General features: G+C 70.8%; 16 protein-coding genes. 8 read left to right on the top strand and 8 right to left on the bottom strand.

Translation table 11 applies throughout. The annotated features are described in order from the left end of the window. Positions 1-40: 40 nt before the first annotated feature. The 8 genes from IE272_RS16020 to IE272_RS15985 form a co-directional block, all read right to left on the bottom strand. Positions 41-1,444 carry a nucleobase:cation symporter-2 family protein gene (locus IE272_RS16020; protein ID WP_190007138.1) on the bottom strand — a complete coding sequence of 468 codons (1,404 nt, stop codon included), beginning with the start codon at positions 1,442-1,444 and terminating at the stop codon, positions 41-43. Positions 1,445-1,512: 68 nt separating this feature from the next. Then, positions 1,513-2,436, bottom strand: a complete 924-nt coding sequence (gene pucL / locus IE272_RS16015; protein WP_030814575.1) for a factor-independent urate hydroxylase — start codon at positions 2,434-2,436, stop codon at positions 1,513-1,515. 7 nt (positions 2,437-2,443) lie between these two features. Next, complete coding sequence (uraH, locus tag IE272_RS16010) at positions 2,444-2,833, bottom strand: hydroxyisourate hydrolase (protein ID WP_032793679.1); 390 nt, start codon at positions 2,831-2,833, stop codon at positions 2,444-2,446. Between the two features lie 20 nt (positions 2,834-2,853). After that, a complete protein-coding gene (gene uraD / locus IE272_RS16005; protein WP_050357315.1) occupies positions 2,854-3,390 on the bottom strand; it encodes a 2-oxo-4-hydroxy-4-carboxy-5-ureidoimidazoline decarboxylase in 537 nt (178 codons plus the stop codon). Between the two features lie 164 nt (positions 3,391-3,554). Next, positions 3,555-3,875, bottom strand: a complete 321-nt coding sequence (locus tag IE272_RS16000; RefSeq protein WP_047181087.1) for a helix-turn-helix domain-containing protein — start codon at positions 3,873-3,875, stop codon at positions 3,555-3,557. 137 nt (positions 3,876-4,012) lie between these two features. Further along, positions 4,013-4,264, bottom strand: coding sequence for a YkoF family thiamine-binding protein (locus IE272_RS15995; RefSeq protein ID WP_056698136.1), 252 nt, complete (start codon positions 4,262-4,264; stop codon positions 4,013-4,015). 110 nt (positions 4,265-4,374) lie between these two features. Further along, positions 4,375-5,571 (bottom strand): lactonase family protein, encoded by a 1,197-nt coding sequence (locus IE272_RS15990; RefSeq protein ID WP_190007137.1) that lies wholly within the window; start codon positions 5,569-5,571, stop codon positions 4,375-4,377. A 124-nt stretch (positions 5,572-5,695) separates the two neighbouring features. Beyond that, positions 5,696-6,535, bottom strand: a complete 840-nt coding sequence (locus IE272_RS15985; RefSeq protein ID WP_057666612.1) for a GntR family transcriptional regulator — start codon at positions 6,533-6,535, stop codon at positions 5,696-5,698. Positions 6,536-6,815: 280 nt separating this feature from the next. On the opposite strand from IE272_RS15985, the gene IE272_RS15980 reads away from it, so the two are divergent. From IE272_RS15980 to IE272_RS15945, 8 genes are all read left to right on the top strand, one after another. Further along, positions 6,816-8,084 carry an extracellular solute-binding protein gene (locus IE272_RS15980; RefSeq protein WP_190007136.1) on the top strand — a complete coding sequence of 423 codons (1,269 nt, stop codon included), beginning with the start codon at positions 6,816-6,818 and terminating at the stop codon, positions 8,082-8,084. A 71-nt stretch (positions 8,085-8,155) separates the two neighbouring features. Continuing rightward, on the top strand, positions 8,156-9,139 hold the full coding sequence (locus IE272_RS15975) for a carbohydrate ABC transporter permease (protein WP_190007135.1): 984 nt from the start codon (positions 8,156-8,158) through the stop codon (positions 9,137-9,139). Further along, positions 9,136-9,999 carry a carbohydrate ABC transporter permease gene (locus IE272_RS15970; RefSeq protein ID WP_056698148.1) on the top strand — a complete coding sequence of 288 codons (864 nt, stop codon included), beginning with the start codon at positions 9,136-9,138 and terminating at the stop codon, positions 9,997-9,999. Before IE272_RS15975 ends, IE272_RS15970 begins: the two co-directional genes overlap by 4 nt. A 54-nt stretch (positions 10,000-10,053) precedes the next feature. Next, the gene (locus IE272_RS15965) at positions 10,054-11,664 is read left to right on the top strand and encodes a beta-N-acetylhexosaminidase (protein WP_057666602.1); all 1,611 of its coding nucleotides are present in this window, start codon (positions 10,054-10,056) and stop codon (positions 11,662-11,664) included. Positions 11,665-11,701: 37 nt separating this feature from the next. After that, complete coding sequence (locus IE272_RS15960) at positions 11,702-13,138, top strand: cellulose binding domain-containing protein (protein WP_190007134.1); 1,437 nt, start codon at positions 11,702-11,704, stop codon at positions 13,136-13,138. A gap of 215 nt (positions 13,139-13,353) precedes the next feature. Next, a complete protein-coding gene (locus IE272_RS15955; protein WP_190007133.1) occupies positions 13,354-14,193 on the top strand; it encodes a TIM barrel protein in 840 nt (279 codons plus the stop codon). A 79-nt stretch (positions 14,194-14,272) separates the two neighbouring features. Further along, on the top strand, positions 14,273-15,166 hold the full coding sequence (locus IE272_RS15950; protein ID WP_073743287.1) for a 2-hydroxy-3-oxopropionate reductase: 894 nt from the start codon (positions 14,273-14,275) through the stop codon (positions 15,164-15,166). A gap of 244 nt (positions 15,167-15,410) precedes the next feature. Next, positions 15,411-16,868 carry a catalase gene (locus IE272_RS15945; RefSeq protein WP_050357306.1) on the top strand — a complete coding sequence of 486 codons (1,458 nt, stop codon included), beginning with the start codon at positions 15,411-15,413 and terminating at the stop codon, positions 16,866-16,868. The last annotated feature ends 722 nt before the right edge of the window (positions 16,869-17,590 follow it).

Genomic DNA, 17,590 nt, shown 5'->3' with positions numbered 1-17,590 from the left:
TTCCTTCTTCTCTCATCGGCGATGTGGGCACGGCAGGACCCTAGGAGGATTTGAGTGCCACAGCGGTGCGGCTGTGGGTGCCGAGATGGTGGAAGAACAGATTGAGCACGACCGCGACCAGTGCTCCCGCGCTGATCCCGGAGCCGAGGACGGTCTGCGCCCAGGCGGGGAATCCGGCGTAGAAGGTGGGCGCGGCGAGCGGGATGATGCCCGCGCCGAGCGCGACGGCCACCAGGATGATGTTGGAGCTGTCGTCCAGGCCCGCCTCGGAGAGCGTACGGATGCCGCTGACCGCGATGGAGCCGAAGAGGACGATGCCGGCGCCGCCGAGGACGGGCATCGGGACGAGCGAGACGACCGCGCCCAGCACCGGGAAGGCTCCGAGGATCAGGAGCGCTCCCCCGGCGGCCGCGACGACATACCGGCTGCGTACGCGGGTCAGCGAGACGACGCCGACGTTCTGGGCGAAGGCGCTGGTGGGAAAGCCGCCGAAGACCGGGCCGAGGAGGGTCGCGATGCCGTCGGTGCGCAGGCCGCGGGTGATGGTGCGCCCGTCGGTGCGGCGGTCGCAGATCTCACCGAGGGCGAGCATCCCGGCGGAGGACTCCGTCATCAGGACGAGCATGACGATGCAGAGCGAGAGGATGGCGGCCGGCTGGAACTCCGGCGCGCCGAAGGCGAAGGGGGTCGGCAGGGCGGCGAGCGGTGCGGACTTCAGCGCGGAGAAGTCGGCGAGTCCGAACGGGATCGCTGCCAGCGTACCGACGAACATGCCCATGAGCAGGGCCACCTGCTTGAGGAAGCCGCGGCCGAAGCGCTGGATGAGCAGGATGACGACGAGCGTGAAGGCGGCCAGCGCCAGGTACTTCATGGCGCCGAAGTCGGCGGCGGTGGCGTCGCCGCCCTGCGCCCAGGCGACCGGCACCGGCATGAGGGTGACGCCGATGAGGGTGATGACCACACCGGTGACGAGCGGCGGGAAGAAGCGCAGCAGTCTGCCGAAGAAGGGGCCGACCGCCAGACAGAAGACTCCGGCGACGAGCACCGCCCCGTAGATCGCGGGGAGTTGGTGGCCGGGTGCGCTGGTCTCGGCGATGGCGAGCATCGGCGCGATCCCGGCGGAGGAGGCGGCGTTGACGAAGGGGAGCCGGTTCCCGGCGAAGGGGCCGAGACCGATCGTCTGGAGGATGGTGGCGAGTCCGGCGATCAGGAGGCTCGCCGCGATGAGCCGGGTCATCCCGGCGGTGTCCAGGCCGACGGCCTGGCCGATGATCAGCGGAGGGGTGACGACGCCCGCGTACATGGCGGCGATGTGCTGGAGTGCGGCGGGGACGAGCCGCGCGGGAGGAAGCTTCTCGTCGACCGGGTGAACCGCCGTGTCGGCGGCGGTGGCCGGTGAGGTGGTGCATGGGCCTTCTGCCGGCCCCGTTGCAGGCTGTGCCATGGGTGTTCCCTCCGGGATGACCGGCCCCCGCCCGTCGTTGGGCGGACGGGGGCCGGTTCAGTGCCGCGTCAGAGGTTGGTCATGTCGACCGGGATCTTCGGCTCGACGCCGTCCCGGAGCACGGTGGCCTCGATCAGACCGTAGGGACGGTCCGCCGCGAAGTAGACCTCATTGTCGTTCTTGAGGCCGAACGGTTCGAGGTCCACCAGGAAGTGGTGGTTGTTCGGCAGCGAGAACCGGATCTCGTCGATCTCGCTGCGGCTGTTGATGATGCGCGAACCCATCTGGTACAGGGTCTGCTGGAGCGAGAGGGAGTACGTCTCGGCGAAGGCCTGGAGCATGTGCTTGCGCGCCTGCTCGTAGGACTTCTCCCAGTTCGGCATGCGCTGCTCGTCGCTGGTCCAGTTGTAGCGCCAGCGGGCGGAGACGTCCGTCGCCAGGATGCGGTCGTACGCCTCCTTGAGCGTCGTGTACTTGTCCTTGACGTAGCCCCAGAACTCGGAGTTGGTCGAGTTCATCACCGTCAGGTCCTTGAGGCCCGAGATGACCTCCCAGTTCTCACCGTCGTAGGTGATCTGGGAGACGCGGGTCTCCATGCCCTTGCGGGCGAAGGAGTGCCTGACCTCGTCGGCGCCGATGAACTTGGAGTTGCCGTCGGAGGTCGCGATGCGCTCCCAGCTGTACTCCTCGATCCGGATCCGGGCGCGGTGGATCGGCTCCTGGGAGGAGACGAAGTGCCGGGCGAGGTGGATGCCGAACTGCTCGGCGGACTCGATCCCGTGCTCCTTGGCGAACGCGAACACCGTGTTCTTGGTGGTGTCGGTCGGCAGGACGTTGGCGTTGGAGCCGGAGTAGTGCACGTCGTCCATGTCGCCGGAGAGGGCGACCGAGACGTTCAGGTCCTTGATGTGGTGGGTGTCGCCGTCCCGCGTGATCTTGACGACGCGGTTCTCTGCTTTGCCGTACTGGTTCTGGCCGAGAATCGTGGGCATGTCGGTGCTAGCTCCCTCGGTAAACGGAGTAGCCGAACGGGTTGAGCAGCAGCGGTACGTGATAGTGCTCGCCCGGGGCGACCGCGAACGCGATGGTCACCTCCGGGAAGAACGCGCCGCTGTCCCTTACGCGGGGGGCGTCCTGCTGCGCCTCGGCTTGCTTCTTGGAAAAGTACGTCTCGGTGTCGAACGCGAGACGCACGTGGGTGGTGCCCTCCGGCAGTGCCGGGAGGTCCTTGCAGCGCCCGTCCGCATCGGTCGCGGACGCTCCGAGCGTCACGTACGGCGCGTCGCTTCCGCTGCGGGCGGCGAGCGAGACGGCGACGGACGCGGCGGGGCGGCCGATGCTGGTGTCCAGGATGTGGGTGGACACCGATGCGGTCGTGTCGGTACTCAAGACCGTCACTCTCCTAGATCTCAAGAGTCCTGTGCAGGAGCGCCCTCTGCGAGGGTCTCCGTCACGAGACGGGTCAGCCGGATGCGGTTGATCTTGCCCAGTTCGGTGCGCACGATCTCCTGCTCCTGCTCGGGCGAGTTCCCGATCCGGGACTTCACCGCGTCGCGCATCTGCTCACCGGTGGCGCCGGTGGCGCAGATCAGGAAGACATGTCCGAACCGCTCCTGGTAGGCCAGGTTCAGTTCGAGCATCTCGGTCTTGAGCTCCTCGGAGGCGCCGGCCATCCCCCGCTGCTCGCGGGAGGAGGTCGGGTCGCCGGGCTTCGGGCGGCCGATCGGCGGGTGGCCCGCCATCGCTTCGGCCAGGTCCTCCGCGGTGAGCTCCGCCATGGCGGCGTCACTCGCGGAGAGCAGGGCTTCTTCGGTGGCGTACGGGCGCCCGGCGAGGATGGTGTTTCCCCAGGTCGCACTGGCACACACCTCGTGCAGTGCGGGAGTGGCCTCGCCGTCCGCCAGGGTGTTGAACCGGGTGAGGCCCGGTGTGGAGCTCGAAGTCACGGGAGCCTCCGTGGCTGTTTTTCGCTGTGCGTTGTTCGGGCTGCGGATAGCTAACGCCCTCCGCAACACGACGTCAACACTTTGTTGAAATCTCGCGAACGAAGAAAGCCGCCGTCCCGGCATGCGGACGGCGGCTTTCCTGTGTGTTCGGTGTGTTCGGCCAACTACTCACCCTTGGCCGCATGTTCCCGGTTCAGGTAGTTGTACACGGTGAACCGGGAGACGCCCAGGGCGCTCGCCACCGTCTCCACTCCGTGCCGTACGGAGAAGGCACCGCGTGCCTCCAGGGTCCGGACGACGCTCTGCTTGGCCTTGCGGTCCAGGTCGGCGAGCGGCATCCCGTGCCGTCGTTCCATCGCAGCGAGGATGTGGTCCAGCGAGTCGGAGAGCTGCGGCAGGCGTACGGCTATGACGTCCCGGCCCTCCCAGGCGAGCACGACATCGTCCGGCTGGGCCTGATCCGGACCCAGCAGCTCCGCGCCCATCGCGTCGACGAGCGGCTTGACCGCGGACACGAGGGGGTGGTCGACCGTTGCCGAAGGGTTATCCGCCGCTGCCGGAGGGGCGCCGGCCGCTGCCGCGAGGGTGTCGGCCGCCGCCGGAGGGTGATCGACGGATTCGGTCATGATGCGTCCCCCTCGATCACGTTCACCTGGAGCGAGACCCGGGTGGCGCCCGAGGCCAGGGCCCGCCGCAGCAGGGAGTCCACGGCGGTGAGCACCTCGTCCGCGCCCCCTTCCGCGGTGTTGCCGAAGGGGCCGACGTCGACGGCGTCGAGCCCGGCGCCCTGGATCACCTCGCGGGCCACCACCGCATGGGTGGGCGCCTCGTCGAGATCGAACGGCTCGGTGGTGAATTCCACCCTCAAGCGCACTGTGCCTCCATGATGTCCTCGCCCCGGGTGCGGGCTCCCGCGGCTCGGCCACGACTGTAACCGCTGGACGGGACCCCGCTCCGGTGCGCGCGGGGCCCCGGCCGCGGGGCTCACGGGAGCGGCAGGACGCAGACCGCGACCGGCGCCGGGAAGGGGGCGCCCGCGCCGGTGAGAGAGCCGTCGGGGCCGACCCCGAAAACGGTGACGGTGGAGGAGCGCTGGTTCGCGGCGAAGAGCAGGGAGCTGTCCGGGGACAGGGCGAGCTGGCGGGGCCAGTCGCCGCCGACGGGCACGGTGTCCAGCAGCCGCAGGACCGCCCCGCCGCCCTCCACGGCGTAACGGGTGAGGCTGTTGTGGCCCCGGTTGGCGAGGTAGACGTACGCCCCGTCCCCGGTGACCACCGGCTGGGCGGGGTAGTTGACGCCGGACCCCGTGCCGGTGGACTGCCCGGGCCCCGGGGTGAGGGCGCCGGTTGCGGGGTCGTACGCGCAGACGACCATGGTGTTGTCCAGTTCGCAGGCCAGGTAGGCGAAGCGCCCGCCGGGGTGGAAGGCCAGGTGGCGGGGGCCGGAGCCGGGCGCCAGAGCAGCCCGGGAGACCTCGGTGAGCGTCCCGGCGGACGCGTCGAGCGCGTACGTGTACACGGTGTCGGTGCCCAGGTCGACGGCGAGGACGTGACCGCCGTCGGGCGAGGTGACGATCTGGTGGGCGTGCGGTCCGCCCTGGCCGGGTCCGGGCGGCGGCGAGCTGTGGGTGACCAGGTCGGTGCACTCCCCCAGTGAGCCGTCCTCCGCGATCGGGTGCACGGCGACGCTTCCGGAGGTGTAGTTGGCGCTCAGCAGCCAGCGTCCGGACGGGTGGACGGAGAGGTGGGTGGGGCCGGAGCCGCCGGTGGGGCGGCTGCCGAGCACCTCGTACGTCCCGTCCGGCCCGACCGCCACGGCGGTGACCGCGCCCGCGCCCTGCTCGGCGACCGCGTAGACGGTGGCGCCGGAGGGGTGCGGGGCCAGGTAGGAGGGGTTCTCGACGCCGGTGATCACCGGCCCGGGGGTGATCGCGCCGGTGCCGGTGTCGTACGCGGCGGTGCCGATGCCCGTACCGCCTCCCCCTTCGGAGGTGTACGTGCCGAGCAGCAGCGGGCGGGTGGCGCGCGGGCCGGCGGGCGCGGGGGCCGGGCGGGCCCCCGCGCGGGCGGGCGCGGCGAGGGCGGGGACGGCGGCCAGGGCGGCTCCCGCCAGCAGACCGCCGAGGAGACCTCGGCGGCCGGGGAGGCCGGGAGCGGGACGCGGGTGGGGGGCTGGGTTCATGCGAGGCACCTCGTGTGGGGGGTCGGCTGCTTCGGATGCGTCCGCCACCCTGGCCCGCCGACGCCTGTTCGACAAGAGGTGCAACCGGAGTTGCACCCTGCGCAACGCGGTCGGCGGCCGGTGATCAGCCGCCCGTCTGGATGTCCCCCCTGGTCGAGGAGGCGATGGCGTCGCCGTGCGCGAAGTCGCCGGGCGGGATGCCCGGGTGGTGCCCCTCCGGGTCGGGGGCGACCTCGGCCGCCGGGCCGAGCGCGAGCCGGGAGACGATCCGGTAGCGGTCGCCCCGGTAGAGCGAGTGGACGTACTCCACCGGGCGGCCCGTGGTGTCGGAGGTCAGCCGCTCGAAGAGCAGCGCCGGCGACAGCTCCGGAACGTCGAGGAGCCTGGCCTCGGCGCGGGTGACGACGGTGGGCTCGATGGCCTGGACCGCCTCGCGGACGTGCACCCCGTGCGTGGAGCGCAGATGCTCGTACAGGTCGCCGCTCTCCAGCTCCTGGGCACTGAGGCCCGGCACCAGCTCGGCGCGGATGTGCAGGTGCTCGATGGCCATCGGCGCACCGTCGACCAGCCGCAGCCGCGCCACGTAGACGATCTCGGCGGCGGGCGACATCCGCAGCTTGCGGCCGACGCGGGCCCCCGCCTGGAGCGTGGTGAACTCCAGCAGCCGGCTCGACCAGGCGCCCGCCGCCTGCGGCACGCTCAGCGCCCGGTCCCCGGCGACCAGTTCCTGGGTGATCTTGGCGGGGGCGACGAACATGCCCCGGCCGTGCTCGCGCACCAGGAGCCCGGCGGCGACCAGCTCGTCGGCCGCCGCGCGCACGGTGGGCCGCGACACGCCGAGCAGGGCGCACAGGGCGCGTTCCGAGGGGATGGCGTCCCCGGGGCTGCGCGACTCGATCAGCTCCAGTACGGCATCGCGGGTCCGCTCCCGTTTGAGCACCGTCCCCGGCACGTCCGCGTCCACGTGTTCCCCTTCCGACGGATCGAATTTTCTTACCAGTTGACGACCACTGCGGCCGAACTGGCTTGCTGGTCAGGCGAAGTGTAGCTCCATCTGCAGGCGACATCAGTGGCCCGGCTACGGGCAGATCATCAACTCGCCCTGATACGCAGGGGGTTGACGACCTCATTGGTCTATGCCACCTTCAACCCCCATCGAGAGGCGAACTGTCCAGTGGAGACAACTGGTCAGGTGGTCAGGCCTCGTCGGGTCCGTCCGATCCATTCTGCTTCCGAGGTGAACCGTGAAGTACCGCTTGCTCGCCGGTGGGTCCGTGCTCGTCCTGACCGCCGCGCTCAGTGCCTGCAGTTCGTCGTCCGGAACGGACTCCGGCAACGGGGACGGCCGGACGACGGTGGACGTCTGGCTGATGCGCGACAGCGTCTCGGACGGGTTCCAGAAGGAGTTCACCGCGGACTTCGAGAAGCGCCACCCGGCGATCGACGTGAAGATCCAGATCCAGGAGTGGGACGGGATCGGTCAGAAGATCACCGCCGCCCTGGCGAGCAACGACGCCCCCGACGTCATCGAGGCGGGCAACACCCAGGTGGCGCAGTTCGCGGAGAGCGGCGGGCTGCTCGACCTCAGCGACCGCACCGAGGAGCTGAACGGCGAGGACTGGCTGACCGGCCTGGCCGAGCCGGGGTCGTACGAGGGCAAGCAGTACGGCATCCCGTACTACGCGGCGAACCGGGTGGTGGTCTACCGCACCGACCTCTTCGAGAAGGCGGGCGTCGACGCGTCGGCGATCACGACCCGTGAGCAGTGGATCGACGCCACCGCCAAGCTCGACAAGGGCGGCACGCAGGGCATCTACCTGCCCGGACAGATGTGGTACGCGCTGGCCGGGTTCATCTGGGACGAGGGCGGCGACCTCGCCGTCGAGTCCGGCGGGAAGTGGTCCGGCGCGCTGGACAGCCCCGAGGCGCTGCGCGGCATGGCGTTCTACAAGAAGCTCCAGGCGCTCGGCAAGGGGCCCAAGGACTCCGACGAGGACGATCCGCCGCAGGCCGAAGTGATGGCCCAGGGGCAGGTGGCGCAGATCATCCAGACCCCGGGCGCGGCCGGGGTCATCGCGGAGCAGAACCCCGGGCTCAAGGACAAGCTCGCCTTCTTCCCGATCCCGGGCAGGACGGCGGACACGCCCGGCGCGGTCTTCACCGGCGGCTCCGACCTGGTCGTACCGGCCGCCGCGGCCCACCCCGACGAGGCGGTCGCCTTCATCAAGGAGCTGACCGGGGACACCTGGCAGAAGAAGCTCGCCGTCGCCATGAGTTATGTGCCGAACCGGACCTCGCTGGCCTCCGCCGTGGCCGACGACCCGGGGGCCGCCGCGATGGCGGCCGGCGCGGCCAACGGGCACGCGACGCCCAACACCCCGGGCTGGGCGGCGGTCGAGGCGGAGAACCCGATCAAGGACTACATGACGGCCGTGCTCACCGGGGGCGATCCGGCGAAGGAGGCGGCGAAGGCCTCGGCGGACATCACCCGGGCCATGAACGCCGGTTCCTGACCCGATCCGCCCCACAGCGGCACGAGCCGCAGCAGCACGAGCCACCCCAACCGCACGAAAGGAGGCCTGCCATGCCGGTCGTCGACCAGCGGAGCGCACCGCCCGCACCCCGGCGGCGCCCCGCCCCGCGCCCCGCCGGGCGCAAGGCCCCGTCCCCGCGGGGCAGGGTGCACGGCCTCTGGCCGTACGCCCTGATCGCCCCCGCCGTCGGCGGCATGCTCTATCTGCTGGTCTACCCACTGGTGCGGGCCGTCCTGATCTCGTTCCAGGACTTCCGGCTGCGCCAGCTGATCGCCGGTGAGGCGGAGTTCGTGGGGCTGCGGAACTACCGGACGCTGCTGTCGGACCCCCGGTTCTGGGAGGTGGTGCGGCGCACCTTCCTCTTCATGGCGGTCAACGTCGTCCTGATCATGGTGATCGCCACCCTGGTCGCGCTGATGGTGGAGCGGCTGGGCCGGATCGGGCGGACGGTGGTGCTGTGTTCGCTGGTGCTGGCCTGGGCGATGCCGGTGGTGGCGGCCACCACGGTCTTCCAGTGGCTCTTCCACTCGGAGTTCGGCATCGTCAACCGGTCGCTGACCTCACTCGGCCTCGACTCCTTCGACCGCTATCCGTGGTTCGCGAACGGGACCGCCGTCTTCGCGATCCTGGTGACGCTGATCGTCTGGCAGTCGGTGCCGTTCGCCGCGATCACGCTCTACTCGGCGCTGACCACCGTGCCCCTGGAGCTGTACGAGTCGGCGCGGCTGGACGGGGCGGGCGCGGGGCGGGTCTTCCGCTCGGTCACCTTCCCGATGCTGCGGCCGATCTTCCTGCTGGTCATCTCGCTGGAGGTGATCTGGACGTTCAAGGCGTTCGTCCAGATCTGGGTGATGACCCGGGGCGGCCCGGGTGACGCCACGACGATCCTGCCGGTCTACGCGGTCCAGACCGCCCTCTCCGGTCAGCGGTACGACCTGGGCTCCGCCGCATCCATGGTCACCGTGGTCCTGATGTCCGGGGTGCTCGTCCTGTACTTCCGCCAGATGCTCCGCCAGGAGGACGAGACCCGATGAGTCCCCGTACCGCACGTCCCCGCAAGCCCGTACGCCCCCGGCTGCGGCGCCTGCCACTGAACATCGCCGCCGCCGTGACCGTCGCCGTCTGCCTCTTCCCCGTCTACTGGATGATCGCCACGGCCTTCAAGCCGTCCAAGGACATCCGGTCCGCCGACCCTCAGCTCTTCCCGCACACCTGGACGCTCGACCACTTCCGACGGGCCGTGGAGGCCGACGGGTTCGCCCTGTTCTGGCGCAACAGCATCCTGGTCACGCTGGGGGCCGTCCTGCTGGCGCTGCTGGTGGCGCTGGGCGCGGCGTTCGCCGTGGCGCGGATGCGGTGGAAGGGCCGGCGGCAGTTCATGCTGATGATCTTCATCGCGCAGATGGCGCCCTGGGAGTCGTTGATCATCCCCGTCTACATCATCTCCCGGGACACCGACATGCTCGACCGGCTGCCGACGCTGACGTTGATCTACTTCATGATCACGCTGCCGTTCACCGTCGTGGTGCTGCGCGGGTTCATCGGGACGATCCCGCCGGAGCTGGAGGAGGCAGCGCAGGTCGACGGCTGTACGCGGACCGGGGCGTTCCGGCGGGTGGCGATGCCGCTGCTGGCGCCGGGGCTCATGGCGACGTCGCTGTTCGGCTTCATCACCGCCTGGAACGAGTTCGCCTACGCCAACTTCCTGATCATCAAGCAGCAGGACAATCGGACGCTCCCGGTCTGGCTGTCGTCCTTCCAGAACACCTTCGGCACCGACTGGGGCGCCACGATGGCCGCCTCCACCCTCTTCGCGCTGCCCGCACTGGTGATCTTCCTGCTGCTCCAGCGCCATGTCACGTCCGGCTTCGCCGCCGGCGCCGTCAAGGGCTGAGCGGTGGAGGAGGCCCGCCGCCGCCCGCCCGCGAACCGCATCCGGAGGCCCCCCGTGCCCGCATCGCGTCCCGATCTCGCCCTTGTCCCCCGGCCCACCAAGGTCTCCTCGCTCGGCGGCCGGCTCACCCTCGACCGCGACACCGCCGTCCGGGCGCTGCCGGGCGCGGAACCGGCGGCGGACCTGCTGCGCTCGCTGGTCGGCCGGGCGGCCGGGCTTCCCCTCGCCCCGGCGTCGGACGGCCGGGTCGTCATCGCCCTGGACGACCGTCTCGGCGGCCTCGGCGAGGAGGGGTACGGGCTGACGGTCGCCCGGCAGGCCCTCCAACTGCGTGCCGCGCACCTCACCGGGCTGCTCCGGGGCGTCCAGACGATCCGCCAACTCCTGCCCGCCGAGGCCCTGTCGGGGAGCTCCTCGGCCACGGGCACCTGGGAGCTGCCCTGCGTCGAGATCACCGACGTGCCGGACCGGCCGTGGCGCGGGGCGATGCTGGACGTGGCGCGGCGCTTCCAGCCGGTCGGCTATCTGCGCCGGTACGTGGACCTGCTGGCGCTGCACAAGCTGAACGTCCTGCATCTCCACCTCACCGACGACCAGGGCTGGCGGATGCCGGTCGACGCCTACCCCCGGCTGATCTCGGTCGGCTCCCGGCGGGCCCGGTCGCAGAAGGGCCCGACCGGCCCGGACGGGGCCCACTTCGACGCGGTGCCGCACGAAGGGGCGTACACCAAGGCGGAGTTGCGGGACCTGGTGCGGTACGCGGCGGAGCGCGGGGTCGCCGTCGTACCGGAGATCGAGATGCCCGGCCATGTGCGGGCGGCGCTCGCCGCCTACCCGGAGCTGGGCAACCGCCCCGGCCGGGAGCTGGACGTGTGGACCCGCTGGGGGGTGTGCGACACGATCCTCGGCGTGCACGAGGGGGTCTTCGACTTCTGCCGGGCCGTGCTGGAGGAGGTGCTGGACGTCTTCCCGTCGCCGTACATCCACATCGGGGGCGAGGAGTGCCCGACCACCGAGTGGGAGGAGAGTCCGGCCGCGAGGGAGCGCGCTGCGGCGCTGGGGCTCGCGGACCCGGCGGCGCTGCACGGCTGGTTCATGGGCCGGGTCGGGGCGTTCCTGGTGGAGCGCGGGCGGATTCCGCTCGGCTGGGTCGAGAACGGCGCCGAACTCCCGCCGGAGTTCACGGTGATGACCTGGCGCGACTCCTCGCACGCGCGGGCCGCCGCGCTCCGGGGCCATCAGGTGATCGCGGCTCACCACCGGGCGACCTATCTCGACTACGCCCAGTCCGGCGATCCGTCCGAGCCGGTCGCCCAGCCCGGCGCGCCGGTCCCCCTGCACACGGTCCACGGTTACGAACCGGCGCCGGGGGACTGGCCGGAGGCGGACCGGGCGCGGGTGCTCGGCACCCAGGCCCAGGTGTGGACCGAGTACGCCCGCACCCCCGAGGAGATCGAGTACCTCAGCTACCCACGGCTCTGCGCGCTGGCCGACCGTTCCTGGTCCGGCGGGCGCGGCGACTGGCCGGGGTTCGTCGAGCGGCTGCGTCACCACACCGCCCGGCTGGACGCCCTGGGCGTCCCCTACCGCCCGCTGGACGCGCGGTCGCTCGCGACGGCCGCGTACGCGTCCCCGTCCTCAGGAACAGCGCGACCCCACTCGTAGCCACTCCCCCACCACCGTTCCGGAGAGGAACACGCCCGTGAACACATCACGCAGGAATCCGCGCAGGTCCAGGCTGCGCACCGCCGCCGCCTCGGCCGCCGCCGTGGCGCTGGCCGCCACCGGTCTGGCCGCCCTGCCCTCATCGGCGTCCGCCGCGGCGGACGGGATCGTCGTCCAGTACCGTACGAGCGCGTCCGGCGCGAGCGCCGACCAGAGCGAGCCGTGGCTGAAGGTCCGTAACGCCGGCTCCACCTCCGTACCGCTGAGCAGCGTCAAGGTGCGCTACTACTTCAAGGCCGACTCGGCGTCCGCCGCCTACCGGTTCGCCTGTTCCTGGGCGGTGAAGGGGTGCGCGAACATCACCGGTACGTTCGGGACCCTCGCCGAACCGACGGCCACCGCCGACCGCTACCTGGAGATCGGCTTCACCGCCGGGGCGGGCTCGCTCGCCCCGGGCGCGGACTCCGGGGACATGCAGCTCCGGTTCCACCAGGCGTCCTGGGCCTCGCTCGTCCAGTCCGACGACTACTCTTTCGGCGCGGACAGGACGGCGTACGGCGACTGGTCCAGGGTGACCGCTCACGTCTCCGGGGCGACCGTGTGGGGCGAGGTGCCCGGGGGCAACGGCCCGACCGACCCGCCGGACCCGACGGACCCGCCGGGGGACGCGCCGACGCTGTTCGACGACTTCGACTACAGCTCCCACACCGACCCGGAGATCAACGCGAACGGCTGGAGCGTACGGTCCAACTCCGGCGGTCCGGGGGTGCCGGGCGCGACCTGGGCGCCCGAGAACGTCACGTTCGCCGACCAGGGCGGAAACTCGGTGATGAACCTGGAGACCTCGACGGCCGGGACCGGGGCCTCGACGAAGCACACGGAGATCCTGACGCGGTCGATGAAGTTCAAGAACGGGACCTACGCGTCCCGGGTGAAGTTCAGCGACGCGCCGCGCTCGGGCCCGGACGGCGACCGGATCGTGCAGACGTTCTTCACGATCAACGACCTCAAGGCGCCGATGGCGGACGACTACGCGGAGTACGACTTCGAGTATCTGCCCAACGGCGGCTGGGGCGAGCCGGCGAACATCCTCTACACGACGTCGTGGGAGACCTACCGGCCCGACCCGTGGGAGGCGGTCAACGCGCACAGCGAGGTCCGGCAGTCGTACGCGGGCTGGCACGACCTGGTGGTGACCATCGACGACAACCGGATCACGTACTACGTCGACGGTCAGCACTTCGGGACGCACGGCGCGGCCTATCTGCCCGAGCGGCCGATGTCGATCAACTTCAACCAGTGGCTGATCGACCTGGAGGGGCAGCCGAGCACCACGCCCCGCGCCTACGACCAGCAGGTGGACTACGTCCTGCACGTGAAGGACCAGGTGCTCACCCCCGCGCAGGTCGACGCGATGGTCGGGGCGTACCGGGGTGCGGGGACGAGCTTCGAGGACACGGTTCCGGCCGGATAGCGAGGCGCACACGGCGTGGGAGCCGGGCGGGGCGGGGGCCGAGGGCGGCCACCGCCCCGCTTTCGTATGCCCGGAGGCACCCGTGCCACCGATTCCGTACGCCGGCGGCCGGGGCGAATTTTCCGGCACCCCCTTGACAGCCCCACCACCCTCCGGGCAATCTTCCGTTAAGCAGAAACTAACTTCCGCAATACGGAAGGAGCGCCGACATCCTCATGGGATACCCGGACCAGCGCTTCGATGTGAACCTTTCGATCCTCTTCACGGAACTCCCGCTCCTGGAGCGTCCCGCGGCAGCCGCCGCGGCGGGCTTCACGGCGGTCGAGCTGTGGTGGCCCTGGATCGAGACCCCCACCCCTCCGCAGGCGGAGCTCGACGCCCTCAAGAAGGCGCTCGACGACGCCGGCACCCAGCTGGTGGGGCTGAACTTCTACGCCGGACAGCTGCCCGGCCCCGACCGCGGCGCGCTCTCCGTGCCCGGCACGGAGTCGGACCGCTTCCGGGCCAACATCGAGGTGGCGGCCGACTTCGCCGCCTCGGTCGGCTGCACGGCGCTCAACGCGCTGTACGGCAACCGCGTCGAGGGCGCGGACCCGCAGGTACAGGACGCACTCGCCCTGGAGAACCTGGTGCTGGCCGCCCGCTCGGCGGACCGGATCGGGGCGATCCTCCTCGTCGAGACCCTCAACAAGCCGGAGTCGCCGCTCTATCCGCTGGTCGGCGCACCGGCCGCGATCGAGGTCGTCGACAAGGTCAACGCGGCGACGGGACTCGGGAACGCCAAGTTCCTGCTGGACCTGTACCACCTCTCGATGAACGGCGAGGACCTGAGCCAGGTCATCAAGGCCTACGCGGCGAAGACCGGCCACGTCCAGATCGCCGACAACCCGGGACGCGGCGCGCCGGGCACCGGCTCGCTCCCGCTGGAGCGGCTCCTCGACGAGCTGAAGGACGCCGGGTACGCGGGCTGGGTCGGCCTGGAGTACAAGCCGGGCGACCGGCCGAGCGCGGAATCCTTCGACTGGCTCCCGGCGTCGGCCCGAGCGGCCCGCTGACCGGCTGCGGACGGGCCGGGCCGACCTCCGGTCGAGCCCAACCCCCTTACGTACAAACGTTTTTCAGGAAGGCACCCTCATGAGCAACAACCTCCCCAAGGTTGCGTGGATCGGCCTCGGCATCATGGGCTCCCCCATGTCCGAGAACCTGGTCAAGGCCGGTTACGACGTCACCGGATACACCCTGGAGCAGGACAAGGTCGACCGGCTGGTCTCGGCCGGCGGCAACGGCGCCTCCTCGATCGCGGACGCGGTCAGGGACGCGGACGTCGTCATCACGATGGTGCCCGCCTCCCCGCAGGTCGAGGCCATCGCCTACGGCCCCGACGGCATCCTGGAGAACGCCCGGCGCGGCGCGCTGCTGGTGGACATGTCCTCCATCACCCCGCAGACCTCCGTGGACCTCGCCAAGAACGCGGCCGAGAAGGGCATCCGGGTCCTGGACGCGCCGGTCTCCGGCGGCGAGGCCGGCGCCATCGAGGCGGTCCTGTCCATCATGGTCGGCGGTGAGCAGGCGGACTTCGACGCCGCGAAGCCGCTGCTGGAGGCGCTGGGCAAGACCATCGTGCTCTGTGGCCCGCACGGCTCCGGCCAGACGGTGAAGGCGGCCAACCAGCTGATCGTCGCGGTCAACATCCAGGCCTGCGCCGAGGCCGTGGTCTTCCTGGAGAAGTCCGGGGTCGACCTCGCCGCCGCGCTGGACGTCCTCAACGGCGGACTGGCCGGCTCGACCGTGCTGACCCGCAAGAAGGACAACTTCCTGAAGCGGGACTTCGCCCCCGGCTTCCGGATCGACCTGCACCACAAGGACATGGGCATCGTCACGGACGCCGCCCGCAACGTCGGCGCGGCCCTGCCCGTCGGCGGCGTGGTCGCCCAGCTGGTCGCCTCGCTGCGCGCCCAGGGCGACGGCGGACTGGACCACTCGGCGCTGCTGCGCTCGGTCGAGCGGCTGTCCGGCTCCCAGGTCTGACCATCCCCCGGCCCCGCGAAGGGGCGGCCGGCCACGATCGCCGGTCCGCCCCCGGGGCCACGGCCCGCACGACGGGCCCCCTGATCTCCGGGCCGCGGTGGCGCTGACACCTGTCCTGTCGCGCCCAGGCGCTGCCGCGGCCCGGAACCACATACTTCGTTTTCAACAAACTGTTGACGTTGCCTCGCGGCGAATCTACGCTCCTCAAGCCGTCAGCAGCTCGTACGAAAGGTCATCCCGCCACATGGCTAAGCGTGTGCTCACGACCGAGTCAGGCGCCCCGGTCGCCGACAACCAGAACTCCGCCACCGCCGGTGTCGGTGGACCGATCCTCCTCCAGGACCAGCACCTCCTGGAGAAGCTCGCCCGCTTCAACCGTGAGCGCATCCCGGAGCGCGTGGTGCACGCCCGCGGCTCCGGCGCGTACGGCTACTTCGAGGTGACCGACGACGTCACGGGCTTCACCCGCGCCGACTTCCTCTCCGAGGTGGGCAAGCGCACCGAGACGTTCATCCGCTTCTCGACCGTCGCCGACTCGCTCGGCGGCGCGGACGCGGTCCGCGACCCGCGCGGATTCGCCCTCAAGTTCTATACCGACGAGGGCAATTACGACCTGGTCGGGAACAACACCCCGGTGTTCTTCATCAAGGACCCGATCAAGTTCCCCGACTTCATCCACTCGCAGAAGCGCGACCCGTTCACGGGCAAGCAGGAGCCGGACAACGTCTGGGACTTCTGGGCGCACGCCCCCGAGGCGACGCACCAGATCACCTGGCTGATGGGCGACCGAGGCATCCCCGCCTCGTACCGTCACATGAACGGCTACGGCTCGCACACTTACCAGTGGACGAACGCCGCGGGCGAGGCCTTCTTCGTCAAGTACCACTTCAAGACGAACCAGGGCGTGCGGTCCCTCTCCGCCGACCAGGCCTCCGAGCTCGTCGGCAAGGACGCCAACTCGCACCAGACGGACCTGCTCCAGGCCATCGAGCGCGGCGTCAACCCCTCCTGGACGCTGCACGTCCAGGTGATGCCGGCCGCCGACGCCGCCGACTACCGGTTCAACCCGTTCGACCTCACCAAGGTGTGGCCGCACAGCGACTACCCGCTCCAGCGGGTCGGCCGCCTGGTCCTGGACCGCAACCCGGACAACGTCTTCGCCGAGGTCGAGCAGGCCGCGTTCTCCCCGAACAACTTCGTGCCCGGCATCGGCCCCTCCCCGGACAAGATGCTCCAGGGCCGGCTGTTCGCCTACGCGGACGCGCACCGCTACCGCCTGGGCGTCAACCACACCCACCTGCCGGTGAACGCCCCGAGGACCGCCGTCGTCGACAACTACGGCCGCGACGGCGTCCACGCGACCCGCAACGGCTCGCGCCACGACAAGAACTACGAGCCCAACTCGTACGCCGGTCCGGCGCAGACCGACGCGGCGCTCGCCGCACCGCTGGCGATCCACGGCTGGACGGGCACGCACGAGGCGCCCGCCCACACCAAGGACGACGACTTCTTCCAGGCGGGCGAACTCTTCCGGCTCATGTCGGAGGACGAGAAGGGCCGCCTGGTCGCGAACATCGCCGGAGGCCTCTCGCAGGTCACCCGTGACGACGTGATCGAGAAGAACCTCGCCCACTTCCACGCCGCCGACGCCGACTACGGCAAGCGCGTCGAGGAGGCCGTCCGCGCCCTGCGCGAGGACTGAGCCTCCCCCTGGACCCTGCCCGTACCGCGCACCCGGATGAGGGGTGCCGCGCGGCACGGGCAGGACGACGAGGCCGCGGCGGTCGAGCGATGCCAGTGCGGTGGTGAAGGACCCGGGGACCGTCTCCTGACCTGAAGGAGACGCCCTCCCCCGGGCCGATCGCCGCCGCCGCGGTCCCTGTCACCCGGCGACACCTCTGTCGCTCCCTGAACGAGGGCGCGGAGTACGGATACGGTCCCGTACTCCGCGCCCTTTCACGTACCCGCACCTGGCGCATGCCGGCCCGGTGGGCCCTCACCTCGCAGCCCGTCCGGTGAGCCAGCACCTTCCAGCCCGTCCGGCGCTTGAGGAACCGTGGCCGTGGCCCGGCTGTGCCCGCACCTCGCAGCCCGTCCGGCGCTTGAGGACGGAACCGTGGCTTAGGTGTGCCGGCACCTTTCTCAGCCCGTTCGGCACTTGAGGACCGAACTGCGGCTTAGGTGTGCCCGCACCTCTCTCAGCCCGTCCGGCGTTTGAGGACGGAACCGTGGCTCCGGAGCAGGCCGCCCCCTGTGGGAGGGACACGCCCTGACGCCCTGCCGGCGGAGTTCGGCCCCTCCCGCGCGAGGGTTCCGTCCTCAAACGCCGGACAGGCTGGGATGGCACGGGACCACCGTCCCGCGGGTTCCGTCCTCAAACGCCGGACGGGCTGGGACGGTGCGGGACCACCGCCCCGCAGGCTC

Origin of the sequence: Streptomyces anulatus, assembly GCF_014650675.1 — a bacterium.
Classification (GTDB): Bacteria; Actinomycetota; Actinomycetes; order Streptomycetales; family Streptomycetaceae; genus Streptomyces; species Streptomyces anulatus.
Note: the sequence above shows the minus strand (reverse complement) of the source record. Positions and strands in the feature narration are given on the sequence as shown.

Excerpts from the sequence above, each read along its gene's own strand:
- IE272_RS16020 (WP_190007138.1), bottom strand. The coding sequence starts at position 1,444 with ATGGCACAGCCTGCAACGGGGCCGGCAGAAGGCCCATGCACCACCTCA.
- pucL (WP_030814575.1), bottom strand. The coding sequence starts at position 2,436 with ATGCCCACGATTCTCGGCCAGAACCAGTACGGCAAAGCAGAGAACCGC.
- IE272_RS16000 (WP_047181087.1), bottom strand. The coding sequence starts at position 3,875 with ATGGGCGCGGAGCTGCTGGGTCCGGATCAGGCCCAGCCGGACGATGTC.
- IE272_RS15990 (WP_190007137.1), bottom strand. The coding sequence starts at position 5,571 with ATGAACCCAGCCCCCCACCCGCGTCCCGCTCCCGGCCTCCCCGGCCGC.
- IE272_RS15975 (WP_190007135.1), top strand. The coding sequence starts at position 8,156 with ATGCCGGTCGTCGACCAGCGGAGCGCACCGCCCGCACCCCGGCGGCGC.
- IE272_RS15970 (WP_056698148.1), top strand. The coding sequence starts at position 9,136 with ATGAGTCCCCGTACCGCACGTCCCCGCAAGCCCGTACGCCCCCGGCTG.
- IE272_RS15955 (WP_190007133.1), top strand. The coding sequence starts at position 13,354 with ATGGGATACCCGGACCAGCGCTTCGATGTGAACCTTTCGATCCTCTTC.
- IE272_RS15950 (WP_073743287.1), top strand. The coding sequence starts at position 14,273 with ATGAGCAACAACCTCCCCAAGGTTGCGTGGATCGGCCTCGGCATCATG.
- IE272_RS15945 (WP_050357306.1), top strand. The coding sequence starts at position 15,411 with ATGGCTAAGCGTGTGCTCACGACCGAGTCAGGCGCCCCGGTCGCCGAC.